The following is a 14,365-nucleotide window of genomic DNA, read 5'->3' on the forward strand; positions in this document are numbered from 1 at the left end:
CTCGCCGCAAATTAGATATCAATATTTGCCGCTTTCAGAGCATTCTCTTCGATAAAAGCACGACGAGGTTCAACGGCATCACCCATCAAAGTGGTGAACAGCAAGTCGGTTGCGATAGCATCTTTTACGGTGACGCGCATCATACGACGTGTATCAGGGTTCATAGTGGTTTCCCAAAGTTGCTCAGGGTTCATCTCACCAAGACCTTTATAACGTTGTACCGATAGGCCACGACGCGACTCACGGCTTAACCACGCCAGCGCTTCCTCGAAGTTTTTGATATTCTGGCGGCGTTCACCACGTTCGATATAAGCACCTTCTTCAATTAGGTCGGCAATCATGTCACCTAAATGGGTGATGCGGCGGTATTCGCTACCGTGAACAAAATCAAAGTCGAGATTGTAGTCAGTATCGACGCCATGAGTACGGATACGAATGGTCGGTTCAAATAGCTGACGTTCGCGATTTTCCTTGATGGTATAGCTGTAAGTACTACCAAGCTGCTCATTGTCTTCTAAGCGTTGAACTAAGCCTTTAGTCCACTCTTCGACTTGTTCACTGCTTTTCAGTGCTTCTTCCGTCAAGGTAGAGTGATACACCAAGCTATTCAGTAATGCTTGCGGATAGAGACGCTCAAGACGACGAATGATCTTGTGTGCAGCATTGTATTCAACAACCAGTTTTTCTAGCTCTTCGCCTTTCATCGCCGGTGCATCAGCACTTAGATGTAGCGCGGCTCCATCAAGTGCAATAGAAATGAGATACTCATCCATCGCATCATCATCTTTGATGTATTGCTCTTGCTTACCTTTTTTCACTTTGTACAGTGGAGGCTGAGCGATATAAACATGACCACGCTCAACAATTTCAGGCATTTGGCGATAGAAGAAGGTCAATAACAGCGTACGGATATGCGAACCATCGACGTCAGCATCCGTCATGATAATAATGCTGTGATAACGCAGTTTATCTGGGTTATATTCATCACGCCCAATACCGCAGCCTAAAGCGGTGATCAACGTAGCGACCTCTTGTGAGGAGAGCATCTTATCGAAACGCGCTTTCTCAACGTTAAGAATTTTACCTTTTAGAGGCAAAATAGCTTGGTTCTTGCGGTTACGGCCTTGTTTTGCAGAGCCGCCCGCGGAGTCCCCTTCCACAAGGTAGAGTTCAGAAAGTGCTGGGTCGCGCTCTTGGCAGTCTGCCAGTTTGCCCGGCAAACCCGCCAGATCTAAGGCGCCTTTACGGCGAGTCATTTCACGTGCTTTACGTGCTGCCTCACGCGCACGCGCTGCATCAATAATTTTACCAACAACAATTTTTGCGTCAGTTGGGTTCTCTAATAGATACTCAACAAACCGTTCATTCATCATGGTTTCAACGGCTGTTTTCACCTCAGAAGAAACGAGTTTTTCTTTTGTTTGTGATGAAAACTTAGGATCAGGCACCTTAACAGAGATAACTGCAATCAAGCCTTCACGGGCATCGTCACCGGTTGCACTGACTTTAGCTTTTTTCTGATAGCCTTCTTTATCCATGTAGTTGTTGAGTGTACGTGTCATTGAGGCACGGAAGCCTGCAAGGTGAGTACCCCCATCACGCTGTGGAATATTATTGGTGTAGCAATAAACGTTTTCTTGGAAGCCATCGTTCCACTGCATGGCGATTTCAACACCAATACCATCTTTCTCAGTTGAGAAGTAGAATACGGATGGGTGAATTGGGGTTTTATTGCGGCTTAAATACTCAACGAACGCTTTAATCCCACCTTCATAGTGGAAATGGTCTTCTTTGCCATCACGTTTATCAATCAGTCTGATTGAGACACCAGAGTTTAAGAATGACAGTTCGCGCAGACGCTTAGCTAAAACGTCGTATTCAAATTCAGTGACGCCTTTGAAGGTGTCTAAGCTTGGCCAAAAACGGACGCGAGTTCCGGTTTGATCGGTTTCACCAACAACAGTTAGTGGGCCTTGTGGCTCACCGTGGCAATAAGTTTGTTCATGAACTTTACCATCACGGCGGATAGTGAGCTCTAATTTTTCGGATAAGGCGTTAACAACAGAAACCCCAACTCCGTGTAGACCGCCGGAGACTTTATAGGAGTTATCGTCAAATTTCCCGCCCGCATGCAGTACCGTCATGATAACTTCTGCTGCTGATACCCCTTCTTCCTCATGGATACCTGTTGGAATACCACGACCATCATCTTGAACAGAGACTGAGTTATCAGCATGGATTGTGATCACGATGTCGTCACAAAAACCGGCGAGGGCTTCGTCGATAGCGTTGTCGACAACCTCGAAGACCATGTGATGAAGACCTGTACCATCGTCGGTATCACCGATATACATGCCTGGGCGCTTACGCACGGCATCCAGCCCTTTTAATACCTTGATACTTGAGGAGTCATATGTATTCGACATCAACGTTTCCCGCTATATTTATTCCTGTGGTTTAACTTCTATTTTGCCATGTTCTACGCTAAACATCTTGCTATTTACATCAATCATGTCTTTAACTTGCTCAGGTGTTATTGCACTAACAAACACTTGAGCTTGCGTAGCCTTAAGCCGAGCAGCCAATAATTGACGGCGTCCCGAATCAAGTTCTGAGGCAAAATCATCCAGTAGATACAGGCATCTTTGCCCGCTCTGTTGGGTGAAAAACTCACCCTGCGCTAACCTTAATGCGCACATTAAAAGTTTCAATTGACCGCGTGAAAGCATATCTTCCACAGGGGTTCCATTCGCCCTGATCCGCAAATCAGCTTTATGTGGCCCAGAGGCGGTATAGGTTAACATTTTATCACGCTCAAATTGGCGTTCTAATAGCTCTGAATAATCGATTTCTTTATCCCAACCGCGTTGAAAAGAGACCGATAATACAAATTCAGGCAAAAATTGTTGGCAGGTTTGCTCAATATTTTCCGCAATACCTGCAATATATTCACTACGCCATTGGCTGATTTGCTCTGCAAGCGGAGCTAATTGCTGATCCCAATGGCGTATTTGTTCATAGCGACTGACCTGCCGTAATGCAGCATTGCGTTGCTTTAATAACCGTTTTAAGTCTGACCAAACGGAAAAAAACAACGGTTCGTTATGAAAACAGCCCCAGTCGATAAATGCACGTCGATACTTAGGGCCACCGTTTAGTAAGGTAAACCCTTCTGGGGTAATTAATTGCATTGGCAGTAATTTTGCCAGTTCTGCAATTTTATGACCGTCTGTGCCATCAATTCTGACTTTACTGTCACCCTCACGGTTTTTACTCAACCCTAACGACAATGCTTTGCGCGATGCATCCAGATGGCCTAATTTCCCATGTAGGATAAATTGAGCCTGTTCGTGACGGATCACGCGGTTCGCTTGGATACTACGAAAAGCACGACCATGTCCCAAGGTGTATATCGCTTCAAGCACACTGGTTTTGCCGCTCCCATTGGGGCCAATTAAAAAATTGAACCCATTAGCTAAAGCGAGATCGGCATCTTCAATGTTACGAAAATCGCGGATCAATAAACGCGAAAGGATCATAAAACGATTACAAACGCATTGGCATAACAACGTAAACAGCCGCGCTACTTGCGGAGTCTTCAATTTGAACACTCGACACAGCATCGGTTAAAAACAGAGTGACGTTTTCACTCTTCAGGGCATTGAGCACATCAAGGATATAGCTAACGTTAAAGCCTATTTCCATTTCAGTACCCTGATAATTCACATCAACAATCTCTTCCGCTTCTTCTTGCTCTGGGTTGTTTGCCGTAATGCGTAACTGATTTTCACTGAAATATAAGCGAACGCCACGGAATTTTTCATTCGATAAGATGGCCGCGCGTGAAAATGCTTGCTTGAGCAGATCACAACGAGCTTCTAATGTCTTATCCGGGTTTTTCGGCAGAACACGACGATAATCAGGGAACCTGCCATCAACCAGTTTTGAGGTGAAAATAAAATCACCCACATGGGCACGAATATTATTACTGCCTATCTGCAATTGGACAGGGGTATCACCGCCATCCAAGAGGCGCATTAACTCAATGACCCCTTTGCGTGGCACGATGACCGAATGTGAAGGTAAATCTTGCCCGATATCCATCGCACATACAGCAAGGCGGTGCCCATCGGTTGAAACGGTTCTTAATAACTGGCCTTCGGTTTCAAATAGCATGCCGTTGAGGTAATAACGGACATCTTGATGAGCCATTGAAAACTGAGTGGCTTCGATTAAGCGTTTGAGGATTGACTGTGGAAGCGAAAACTCCACCTCACTTTGCCAATCATCTAAATTCGGGAAATCTGTGGCTGGTAATGTCGATAGTGAAAAACGGCTACGCCCTGAGCGAACAAGCAGCCTGTCATCATCGAGTTCTACACGAATTTCAGAACCTTCAGGAAGCCCACGCCAGATATCAAAAAACTTGCGTGCTGGAACGGTGGTTGCTCCAACGTCATGCTCCTGCGTTAAAGGAACATGGGCCATCATCTCCATTTCTAAGTCGGTTCCGGTTAATAGCAAAGCGCCTTCTTTAACTTGTAAAAGAAGATTACCTAAAATAGGTAGCGTTGGACGCCCACCTAATGGACCACTAACCTGTTGCAACGGTTTTAATAACTGCTCGCGTTCAATAGTAAATTTCATAGCAATTAAGATGATAATGTTCTGATTAAGTTAGAAAAATCCTCTTTGATGTCATGGCTTTCTTCCCGCAATTGTTCAATTTTACGGCAAGCATGCAATACCGTTGTATGATCACGGCCACCAAAGGCATCCCCGATTTCAGGCAAACTATGATTGGTCAGTTCCTTCGCCAACGCCATCGCCATCTGGCGCGGACGGGCGACAGAGCGAGAACGACGTTTAGAAAGTAAATCCGCAACTTTTATTTTGTAATATTCAGCCACAGTTTTCTGAATGTTATCGATAGTTACCAGTTTTTCTTGTAGTGCTAGCAAATCTCGCAGCGCTTCACGCACAAAGTCAATGGTGATAGCGCGGCCAGTAAAGTTTGCATTGGCAATAACACGGTTTAACGCACCTTCCAGTTCACGCACATTGGAGCGTAGGCGTTTAGCGATAAAAAAAGCCACCTCGCCCGGAAGCTGGATCTCATTTTCATCGGCTTTCTTCATCAAAATCGCTACACGGGTTTCTAATTCAGGTGGTTCAATGGCCACCGTTAAACCCCAACCAAAACGCGATTTTAAACGATCTTCAACCCCATTGATCTCTTTAGGGTAGCGATCGGAAGTCAAAATAATTTGTTGGTTGCCTTCCAACAGCGCATTGAAGGTATGGAAAAACTCTTCTTGAGAACGCTCTTTATTCGCAAAAAATTGGATATCATCAATCAGCAGTGCATCAACAGAGCGGTAATAGCGTTTAAACTCTTCAATCGCATTGTTTTGTAAAGCTTTGACCATATCTTGCACAAAACGTTCAGAATGCATATATACGACACGCGCATTGGCTTTGTGCTGCATGATGCTGTTGCCTACAGCATGTAATAAGTGTGTTTTACCTAAGCCCGTTCCCCCATAAAGGAATAATGGGTTGTATGCTCCCCCTGGATTTTCGGCAACTTGCCTCGCAGCAGCACGAGCGAGTTGGTTTGATTTACCTTCAACAAAGTTATCAAAGGTGTGTTTGGGGTTAACATTGGAGCGATAGGCAACATCAGGTTGCGCTTTGGTTGAGTTATCCCAACTTGGCTTCACTGGCGCCGACGGAACGGCGATAGCTGGCGCTTCATGGGTATGGCGAGCCTGAGTATTGGTAGGAGAAACGGTGATGGGTTTGCTCCCCACCTCAAAACGCAGAGCTGGCGCATCAGTACCACAAAAGTCATTCAATAACTCGTTGATGTTATTGATGTACTTATCTCTAACCCAATCAAGGACAAAACGATTCGGGGCATAAAGTGCCAGTGTATTATCGTTTAATTCAGCTTGAAGAGGGCGTATCCACATACTGAATTCTGTGGCAGGTAGTTCATCCTGCAATCGGGCAAGACATTGCTGCCAAAGCGAAAGTGACACGGTGGACTCCCCTAAACAAGATCAATGAAACAAAAGAAGTACGGATTAAACAAAGAATTTTTTACTGGCCGCTTTTTTATGCAAGCGCCAGAGAAGTCAAAGTGATTCATTTTTACTCATCGTATTTTTCCGATCCTCAGATCAGAAACGTGACCAGAGATCATACCGTAAAATTGGCAAGAGATCTTCATTCTTTTACACAGTTTTTATGCTTTTTATCCACAGGTAATTGTGGTAAGACATCGCGATTAGAGGAGAACCCTCTTGTTTGATCTCGATCATTTGCTATTTTTCCACAAAGCTGGGGATAACTTTAGACGATTTATGAAAAATTTTCTCTAAGGATCAAAAAATATTTTTAGATCGGCCGATGATCCTTGCGCTTTGAGGCGGAGTCCGTATAATCTTCCACCCTGTGTACTGCATTGAAGTGATTTTCACGATAGACCATTTCGAGGTAAGTTATGAAAATGGCGCTTCATTCGCTGTTGCAGCATATGTCAGCAAACCTGTCAGCCAGGCTATAAATAAAGTGGTTTGATTGCGTCATTTCATTGACGTGACCCCCTATGTTTTATTACAATCCTGCCTCTTTCTATATTGTTGCGATAGAGGCACAGGTGTAAATCAGTTTCCACTGGTTGCCAACGCGTTTACTGAATCAGTAATAAATTTTAAAGTTAGGTAGAAATCGTTATGAAACGCACTTTTCAACCGTCCGTACTGAAACGCAACCGTTCACACGGTTTCCGTGCTCGTATGGCCACTAAAAATGGTCGTCAGGTTCTGGCTCGCCGTCGTGCTAAAGGCCGCGCTCGTCTGACCGTTTCATCTAAGTAATAAAGCTAGCCCTCTATTCAAGTGGTTACGCTCGCTTTTACCCGGGAGTTACGTTTGTTAACTCCCAGGCACTTCGATAATGTCTTTAAGCAGCCGCAGAGGGCGAGTTCCCCAGAGATAACAATCCTTGGTCGCCTAAACGAGCTGGGGCATCCCCGCATCGGTCTCACCATCGCCAAAAAAAATGTTAAACGAGCTCATGAGCGAAATCGTATTAAGCGATTAGCCCGTGAATATTTTCGTTTGCATCAACATGAGTTGCCTCCCATGGATTTTGTGGTATTGGTAAGAAAAGGGGTTGCTAATCTCGATAATCAACAAATAACGGAAACATTGGGTAAATTATGGCGTCGACACTGTCGCTTGGCTCAAAACTCCTGATTGGGTTGATTAGGGGATACCAATTGGCAATTAGCCCACTGTTAGGGCCTCGTTGCCGTTTCAATCCAACTTGTTCAAATTATGGAATTGAGGCATTGCGCAGGTTTGGAATGTTAAAAGGTAGTTGGTTAACGGCGAAACGCGTATTAAAATGCCACCCTTTACACGCTGGTGGAGACGATCCTGTTCCGCCTAAAAAAAACGATGATAATAGAGAATTATAACGATGGATTCGCAACGCAATCTTCTACTCATCGCTTTGCTATTTGTTTCGTTCTTAGTATGGCAGGCCTGGGAAAGCGATAAAGCTGCTCAGGATCTAAAAACTGTCCAAACGACACAACAAACAGATATGCCAAGCAGTGATTCCCAAGCTGTTACAAGCAGTGGGCAAGGTAAGCTAATCACAGTGAAAACGGATGTGTTAGATTTACGCATCAATACTCGTGGTGGTGATATCGATGAGGCTGACTTGTTAGCCTATCCTGCAACCCTTCATTCGGAAAGTCCCTTCCGTTTACTGGAAACTACACCCGATTTTATCTATCAGGCACAAAGTGGTCTGATTGGCCAACATGGCCCAGATAACCCAGATAATAGCAATGGTCAACGCCCTGTTTATAGTGTGGAATCATCAAGTTTCATTCTTGCGGATGGCCAAGATGAGCTACGTGTTCCGATGACATTCACCGACAAAAACGGTGTGGTTTATCAAAAAACCTATGTGTTGAAACGCGGCCACTACAATGTTGATGTTGAATACAATATTCAGAACCCAACAGCGCAAGCTTTGAACCTTGCCTTCTTTGGTCAGTTAAAACAAACTATCCAACTACCAAAAGAACGTGATACAGGTAGCAGCAACTTCGCATTACATACATACCGTGGTGCAGCCTATTCTTCAGATGAATCTAACTATAAAAAATATAGCTTTAGTGATATCGAAGATAAAAAACTCAATGTCACCACTAAAGGTGGTTGGGTGGCGATGTTGCAACAATACTTTGCAACCGCGTGGGTTCCTGCAAGTAATGAAAATAGCACGTTCTACACCATCGACCTTGGTCAAAAAGAGGCGATTATCGGTTATAAGAGCCAACCATTAACGATTGCTGCTAATGGTGCTGGTACTTATTCATCGACGCTATGGGTAGGCCCTGAAATCCAGTCAGAAATGGCTGAAGTGGCACCTCATTTAGACTTAACGGTTGATTATGGTTGGTTATGGTTTATCTCTCAGCCACTGTTCAAGCTGTTGAAATTTATTCACGGTTTTGTCGGTAACTGGGGTATTGCTATCATCATCATTACCTTTATCGTCCGTGGTATTATGTACCCGCTGACTAAAGCACAGTACACCTCAATGGCGAAAATGCGTTTATTGCAACCAAAACTGGCGGCAATGCGTGAGCGTATTGGTGATGACAAACAGCGTATGAGCCAAGAAATGATGGCGTTGTACAAAGCAGAGAAAGTCAACCCACTAGGTGGTTGTTTACCGCTGCTTATCCAGATGCCAATCTTCCTTGCTCTTTATTACATGTTGATGGGTTCTGTTGAACTACGTCATGCACCATTCTTTGGTTGGATTCAGGACTTGTCAGCACAAGACCCATACTACATCCTGCCAGTGTTGATGGGTGTGACTATGTTTGTTATTCAGAAGATGTCGCCAACAGCCGTAACCGATCCTATGCAGCAGAAGATTATGACCTATATGCCGGTCGTCTTTACTATCTTCTTCCTGTGGTTCCCTTCTGGTCTGGTACTGTACTACATCGTGAGTAACTTGGTGACCATTATCCAGCAGCAGATCATCTACCGCGGTCTGGAAAAACGTGGTCTACATAGCCGCGATAAAAAAGAGAAGAAATAATAGAGGTCTTGGGTAAGCAAGAAGCTTATTTCAGGATATAGTATTAAGGCGGCCATTCATGACCGCCTTAATTTTTTATAGGAATGACAGAGAGACATCATGCAAACCAACGATACGATTGTTGCACAGGCAACACCTCCCGGTCGTGGTGGGGTCGGTATTTTACGTGTATCAGGCCCAAAAGCGGCTGTAGTTGCTCAAACTGTGTTGGGTAAGCTACCAAAACCGCGTTATGCGGATTACCTACCTTTTCGTGACGTCGATGACACCGTACTGGACCAAGGTATTGCCATTTTTTTCCCCGGCCCTAACTCATTTACAGGGGAAGATGTTCTAGAACTGCAAGGCCATGGTGGTCCTGTCATTCTTGATTTATTACTTAGACGTATTTTGACGATTGATGGGGTGCGTATTGCTAACCCAGGTGAGTTCTCTGAACGTGCATTTTTGAATGACAAATTAGATTTAGCACAAGCTGAGGCGATTGCAGATCTGATTGATGCAAGTTCAGAGCAAGCCGCCCGTTCGGCAATGAACTCGTTACAAGGGGCATTTTCAGCACAAATCCATCAAATGGTCGAAGCATTGACGACATTGCGTATTTATGTCGAAGCTGCCATCGATTTCCCTGATGAAGAAATTGATTTTCTTTCTGACGGTAAAATTGAAGCCAAATTGGATGACGTGATAGCGGATTTAGAGCGAGTGCGCTCAGAAGCTCGCCAAGGCAGCTTGTTGCGTGAAGGGATGAAAGTGGTGATTGCGGGTCGTCCTAATGCAGGGAAATCGAGTTTATTGAATGCGTTAGCAGGTCGTGAAGCAGCGATTGTGACTGATATTGCAGGAACCACACGTGATGTTTTGCGTGAGCATATTCATATTGATGGTATGCCATTGCACGTGATTGATACCGCGGGCTTACGTGAAGCGAGTGATGAAGTTGAACGTATTGGTATTGAGCGAGCATGGAAAGAGATTGAACAGGCAGACCGAGTTTTGTTTATGCTTGATAGCACCACCACGGATGCGACAGAGCCTCAAGAGATTTGGCCTGAATTTATGGCACGCCTGCCAGAAACATTGCCTGTTACTGTGATCCGCAATAAAGCGGATAAAACAGGTGAAAAAATTGAGTTTGTTGAAGATGTTCGTTACCCATTAATTCGCCTATCTGCACGTGAAGAGAAAGGGATTGATTTGTTGCGCGATCACCTAAAAGAGACGATGGGTTTTAATAGTAATACCGAAGGTGGTTTTTTGGCTCGTCGCCGTCATCTACAAGCCCTTGATGCAGCGGCAATGCACTTAGCGCAAGGTCATGAGCAATTGGTCGTTGCTCGCTCCGGTGAGCTACTTGCAGAGGAGTTGCGCCTTGCACAGCAAGAGCTGAGCGAGATCACCGGTGAATTTACATCAGATGACCTGTTAGGCCGTATTTTCTCCAGCTTCTGTATCGGGAAGTGAAGTACTTCATTAATCAGAGAAACGTGGTAAAACCCTTCAAAACACATCAAACCAAGTAATTGTTTTTAATATAAATTATTTGTTTTTGGTTGCGAAGCGGTTTTACTACATTTCACATGGTTTTGCTCCGTTTTGCTAAAAATTGATCCCTATTTACTCCCAGGTTAGAATTTTGGAGTAATGGGAGCAAAAAGGAGCAGAGATGAAGGTATCAGTAAACAAGCGTAATCCTAACTCGAAAGGGCTTCAGCAACTTAGACTGGTGTACTACTACGGTGTTGTTGAAGGGGAAGATGGCAAAAAAAGACCAAAGCGCGACTACGAGCCGTTAGAGCTCTATGTCTATCAGAGCCCAAAGACTCAAGCAGAACGCCAGCATAATAAAGAGATGTTGCGTCAGGCCGAAGCTGCGCGGTCAGCCAGACTGGTTGAATCTCACGCCAACAAGTTCCAACTTGAAGACCGGGTAAAACTTGCTTCGAGCTTTTACGAATACTACGACAGATTAACTTCCACCAAGGAGTCAGGAAGCACCTCAAACTATTCGATTTGGGTTTCAGCGGGCAAACATCTTCGAAGCTACCATGGGAGAGCGGAACTTACTTTTGAGGAAATTGATAAAAAATTCTTGGAAGGGTTTAGGAAATATCTTCTGGAAGAACCTCTAACGAAATCTAAATCCAAACTTGCCAAAAACACTGCCTCTAGTTATTTCAACAAAGTCAGAGCTGCCCTGAATGAAGCATACCGAGAAGGCATCATCAGAGATAACCCTGTCCAGCGGGTAAAAAGTGTCAAGGCGGAAAATACGAAACGAACCTATCTCACTCTGGATGAAGTTCGGGCAATGACAAAGGCAGAGTGTCGCTATGATGTTTTGAAGCGGGCGTTTCTTTTTAGCTGCACGACAGGCTTGAGATGGAGCGACATCAATAAGCTGACTTGGAGTGAAATAGAGGAATTCGAACCCGGTCATTATCGAATTATATTTGACCAGCAAAAACTCAAGAACGGAGGCAATTCTCTTGTATATCTGGATTTACCAGATTCAGCGGTTACTCTTCTAAATATTCAAAATAGGGAAGGGCCTGACGATCGAGTCTTTGTTGGCCTAAAGTACAATAGCTATATGAATGTGGCTCTATTGCAATGGGCGATGAGAGCAGGCATAACCAAACACGTTACTTTTCATGCTGGTAGGCATACCTTTGCTGTAGCCCAACTTAACCGTGGTGTTGATATTTATTCTCTCTCTCGGCTTCTTGGACACTCAGAGCTAAGAACAACTGAAATTTATGCAGATATTCTCGAAAGCCGCAGAGTAACAGCAATGAGGAGCTTTCCCGATATCTTTGAAGAACAAGCAAAAGAATTAGGATCTTGTTGCCCTCACTGTGGTCAGCAAGCAAGCCCTTAGGATGCTCTGCGGCCACGACGAGAGCCTGTAATATAGGCTGCAACATCTTGATGAATTTCATCTTGGGACTTCACTCTGTTCGTTTCAAGCCACGCCTGAAGGTCTGATCGTTTAATTAGAACTCTATTCCCTCCCGGTTTAGTAAACGATACTCGTTTTTCATGAGTCAAACGGTAGATGTAGGAACGTTTGGCTCCAATGTAAGCCGCCGCCTCATCAACAGTCAGATACTCTTTATCAGACGGTGGTAAGCTCGACTTATTGCCGTCACTCCCAGCATTCTCAACAACTTGAGCTAGCAACATTTTTATCTCTGCCATCTCATTCCTCAAGTTTTGTAACAGTTCGCTTTCTTGTGCTGTCATCGCATACCTACTTCATTGGCAACCCTCTCAATGACTGCAATTTTATGGGTGCCCGTTGAGAAACCTCCGCTCTGAAAGTGCCCTTTTTGGACAACTCGGCTTACTTTCTGGAACTTTCACATGTGAAAGTTTTGCTTATTCTTTTAAAGGCCAATCAACGGGCCTGGTTGAGAGGTCTTCGGAATGAACATCCCTAGTTTTGGCGTCATCTGACTTCAAATCACCACCGAGGAGGGACGATTCTTGTTGGCCCCTGTGGGGGGCAGGTATCTGATGTACACCATGCTTAACAGCTTTGGGGGCCATAACAACCTCATCTAAGCTGATGACATTCGTTGAGCTTTCGGAGACTTCGTTGCAGATATGGCGATACTTGGCCACCGTTTGTCTGGATAGCTTGGCGAGCTTTGCTATGGCTGTTTGAGTAAGCTTCAAGCCCTGTTGCAATAACTGCCTGCAAGCAGCCCGTATCCGTGATTCCGTGGACTTCTGGCGAACCTCATGAGTACGCTTGGCCGACAATCTCTGACGTTCTCGCAGCGGTAGGGAGCTATCAAGTCGCATCATCCCCCGATGGCATCGACTGGAGCCGGTATAGCGGTCCCACGTCCATCTGGCGACGCTTTTGACCGTGGCTTTGACCTGTGCTGCTGTTAGATTCATGTCAAAGCCACGAAGCCTGAAATTGTTCTTATTAAAGGCGTAGGCTTCCAGCAGCCGGTTAAAGGAACCAAAGTTCCCCTGCTCACGTTCACGGTTGACGATTGAATAAGCGTAGAAACGCAGCTCCTCGAACAACAGGCAATGCCGTGAGTGCGCCACGGCATCAAGGTTGGGGCCAGAGCTCCACAAGGGCTTAACAGCTAAATCAACGTAATCGGCCAGTTCGCCCAGATCATAGATTGAATGGTGGATCTCCCAGGTATTCCACCACGGATGCCCCGGTGTTTTTGCGACCGGACCGCTGTAGGACGGATCAGCGCACAACCGGGCCGCCATAGCCTCGTATACGGCTTTCATGAAGGCGATAGGCTTGGAGCGGGCGTTTTCGGTTGTGCAAACAGGGGGAATGGCGTAATAAAGGTGCGGGTGACCATTCTTGCGGTTACTGACGATGATATTGGGAGCGGGGAGTCCTTCGTCCTCCCAGATTAACGGGTTGGAGTGATCGAGGTCGAAGACCAACCAGGAAACCATGCCTGGACGATTGACCTGCATATAGGGATAACGGATGGCATACTCGCGGGGCCTGATCCTGGCAGCCGTTTTATTGTCACTGCATCGCGGTAAGTATGGTGCTTCCGATAAAATCCGGTGGAGTGCCGTACCTTGTTGAAAATACCGACCGGAATCGGCAGTGGAAACTGCTACTTTCAATGTACCCTTCCCTTCGCTTGATTCTGAGCGGCCACGGGAAGTCGAAAGTCACCTTGAACTGGAATTCCCAGCGAGCAAGGTTGCAGATAGCTAACTTATGGCGTACATTATTTATACGCATTGGCTTCCCAAGCCATGTGCTGAATGCTTTGCGGAGCGCCAACTCATCAGCATTCAACAACCGCTTACCAGACCCGGCCCAGTGCCGGGTTTGTTGTTTTAATGCTGGTTCTTCTGTATCCAGTCCCGAACTTCTGTGGCTCTGTAACGAACTTGGCGAGACACTCTTACCGGGCGAGGAAAGTCGCCTTTTTTTGAAAGGCGATTGAGGGTGACATGAGAAATCTGGAGCAAGTCAGTTACTTCTCGGATAGTAAGAAGCCGTAACTCTGCGTTGGTATGGTCTAAACCAATATTGATATTTTGTGAGCTGTTCATTCGAAATCCCCATCTTCTTGGATATTGCTAATACGATGGGGATATTCTTAATCTGTTAGGGCTTAAAGCAGAGCGCTCAAGTTGCCCTTTTGGGGTGTAAAAGTAAGAAAACTTGCCTTATCTTTCTGCCCGGAACTTTCACATGTGAAAGTTCTAGGCCCCT

General features: G+C 45.3%; 13 protein-coding genes. 6 read left to right on the forward strand and 7 right to left on the reverse strand.

The window, feature by feature from the left end; translation table 11 throughout:
- Positions 1 to 11 precede the first annotated feature (11 nt).
- Genes gyrB through dnaA form a run of 4 tightly spaced genes read right to left on the reverse strand, consistent with a single transcriptional unit; the run spans position 12 to position 6,044 of the window.
- Positions 12 to 2,426, reverse strand: a complete 2,415-nt coding sequence (gene gyrB / locus PR709_RS13235; RefSeq protein ID WP_004924097.1) for a DNA topoisomerase (ATP-hydrolyzing) subunit B — start codon at positions 2,424 to 2,426, stop codon at positions 12 to 14.
- A gap of 18 nt (positions 2,427 to 2,444) precedes the next feature.
- A complete protein-coding gene (gene recF / locus PR709_RS13240) occupies positions 2,445 to 3,539 on the reverse strand; it encodes a DNA replication/repair protein RecF (protein ID WP_004924099.1) in 1,095 nt (364 codons plus the stop codon).
- A gap of 7 nt (positions 3,540 to 3,546) precedes the next feature.
- Complete coding sequence (gene dnaN / locus PR709_RS13245) at positions 3,547 to 4,647, reverse strand: DNA polymerase III subunit beta (protein ID WP_004924103.1); 1,101 nt, start codon at positions 4,645 to 4,647, stop codon at positions 3,547 to 3,549.
- Positions 4,648 to 4,652: 5 nt separating this feature from the next.
- Positions 4,653 to 6,044, reverse strand: a complete 1,392-nt coding sequence (gene dnaA / locus PR709_RS13250; RefSeq protein WP_004924106.1) for a chromosomal replication initiator protein DnaA — start codon at positions 6,042 to 6,044, stop codon at positions 4,653 to 4,655.
- Between the two features lie 696 nt (positions 6,045 to 6,740).
- Here dnaA and rpmH point away from each other — a divergent pair.
- From rpmH to PR709_RS13280, 6 genes are all read left to right on the forward strand, one after another.
- Positions 6,741 to 6,884 (forward strand): 50S ribosomal protein L34, encoded by a 144-nt coding sequence (gene rpmH / locus PR709_RS13255; protein WP_004906236.1) that lies wholly within the window; start codon positions 6,741 to 6,743, stop codon positions 6,882 to 6,884.
- 21 nt (positions 6,885 to 6,905) lie between these two features.
- Positions 6,906 to 7,265, forward strand: a complete 360-nt coding sequence (rnpA, locus tag PR709_RS13260; RefSeq protein WP_004924110.1) for a ribonuclease P protein component — start codon at positions 6,906 to 6,908, stop codon at positions 7,263 to 7,265.
- Positions 7,229 to 7,489 carry a membrane protein insertion efficiency factor YidD gene (gene yidD, locus PR709_RS13265; RefSeq protein WP_014657163.1) on the forward strand — a complete coding sequence of 87 codons (261 nt, stop codon included), beginning with the start codon at positions 7,229 to 7,231 and terminating at the stop codon, positions 7,487 to 7,489. Before rnpA ends, yidD begins: the two co-directional genes overlap by 37 nt.
- A 2-nt stretch (positions 7,490 to 7,491) precedes the next feature.
- Complete coding sequence (gene yidC / locus PR709_RS13270) at positions 7,492 to 9,141, forward strand: membrane protein insertase YidC (RefSeq protein ID WP_004924116.1); 1,650 nt, start codon at positions 7,492 to 7,494, stop codon at positions 9,139 to 9,141.
- 99 nt (positions 9,142 to 9,240) lie between these two features.
- Positions 9,241 to 10,605 carry a tRNA uridine-5-carboxymethylaminomethyl(34) synthesis GTPase MnmE gene (mnmE, locus tag PR709_RS13275; RefSeq protein ID WP_004924119.1) on the forward strand — a complete coding sequence of 455 codons (1,365 nt, stop codon included), beginning with the start codon at positions 9,241 to 9,243 and terminating at the stop codon, positions 10,603 to 10,605.
- 202 nt (positions 10,606 to 10,807) lie between these two features.
- On the forward strand, positions 10,808 to 12,022 hold the full coding sequence (locus PR709_RS13280) for a site-specific integrase (RefSeq protein WP_272570924.1): 1,215 nt from the start codon (positions 10,808 to 10,810) through the stop codon (positions 12,020 to 12,022).
- Here the strand turns inward: PR709_RS13280 and PR709_RS13285 are convergent.
- The 3 genes from PR709_RS13285 to PR709_RS13295 form a co-directional block, all read right to left on the reverse strand.
- Positions 12,019 to 12,387 carry a helix-turn-helix domain-containing protein gene (locus PR709_RS13285; protein ID WP_040552116.1) on the reverse strand — a complete coding sequence of 123 codons (369 nt, stop codon included), beginning with the start codon at positions 12,385 to 12,387 and terminating at the stop codon, positions 12,019 to 12,021. The genes PR709_RS13280 and PR709_RS13285 overlap by 4 nt on opposite strands.
- Before the next feature lie 135 nt (positions 12,388 to 12,522).
- Positions 12,523 to 13,764 carry a replication initiation protein gene (locus tag PR709_RS13290; protein ID WP_272570925.1) on the reverse strand — a complete coding sequence of 414 codons (1,242 nt, stop codon included), beginning with the start codon at positions 13,762 to 13,764 and terminating at the stop codon, positions 12,523 to 12,525.
- A 219-nt stretch (positions 13,765 to 13,983) separates the two neighbouring features.
- On the reverse strand, positions 13,984 to 14,202 hold the full coding sequence (locus tag PR709_RS13295) for a helix-turn-helix transcriptional regulator (protein ID WP_080341940.1): 219 nt from the start codon (positions 14,200 to 14,202) through the stop codon (positions 13,984 to 13,986).
- Positions 14,203 to 14,365: the final 163 nt, after the last annotated feature.

The sequence above is a fragment of the Providencia sp. PROV267 genome (assembly GCF_028477825.1).
GTDB classification, from domain to species: domain Bacteria; phylum Pseudomonadota; class Gammaproteobacteria; order Enterobacterales; family Enterobacteriaceae; genus Providencia; species Providencia stuartii.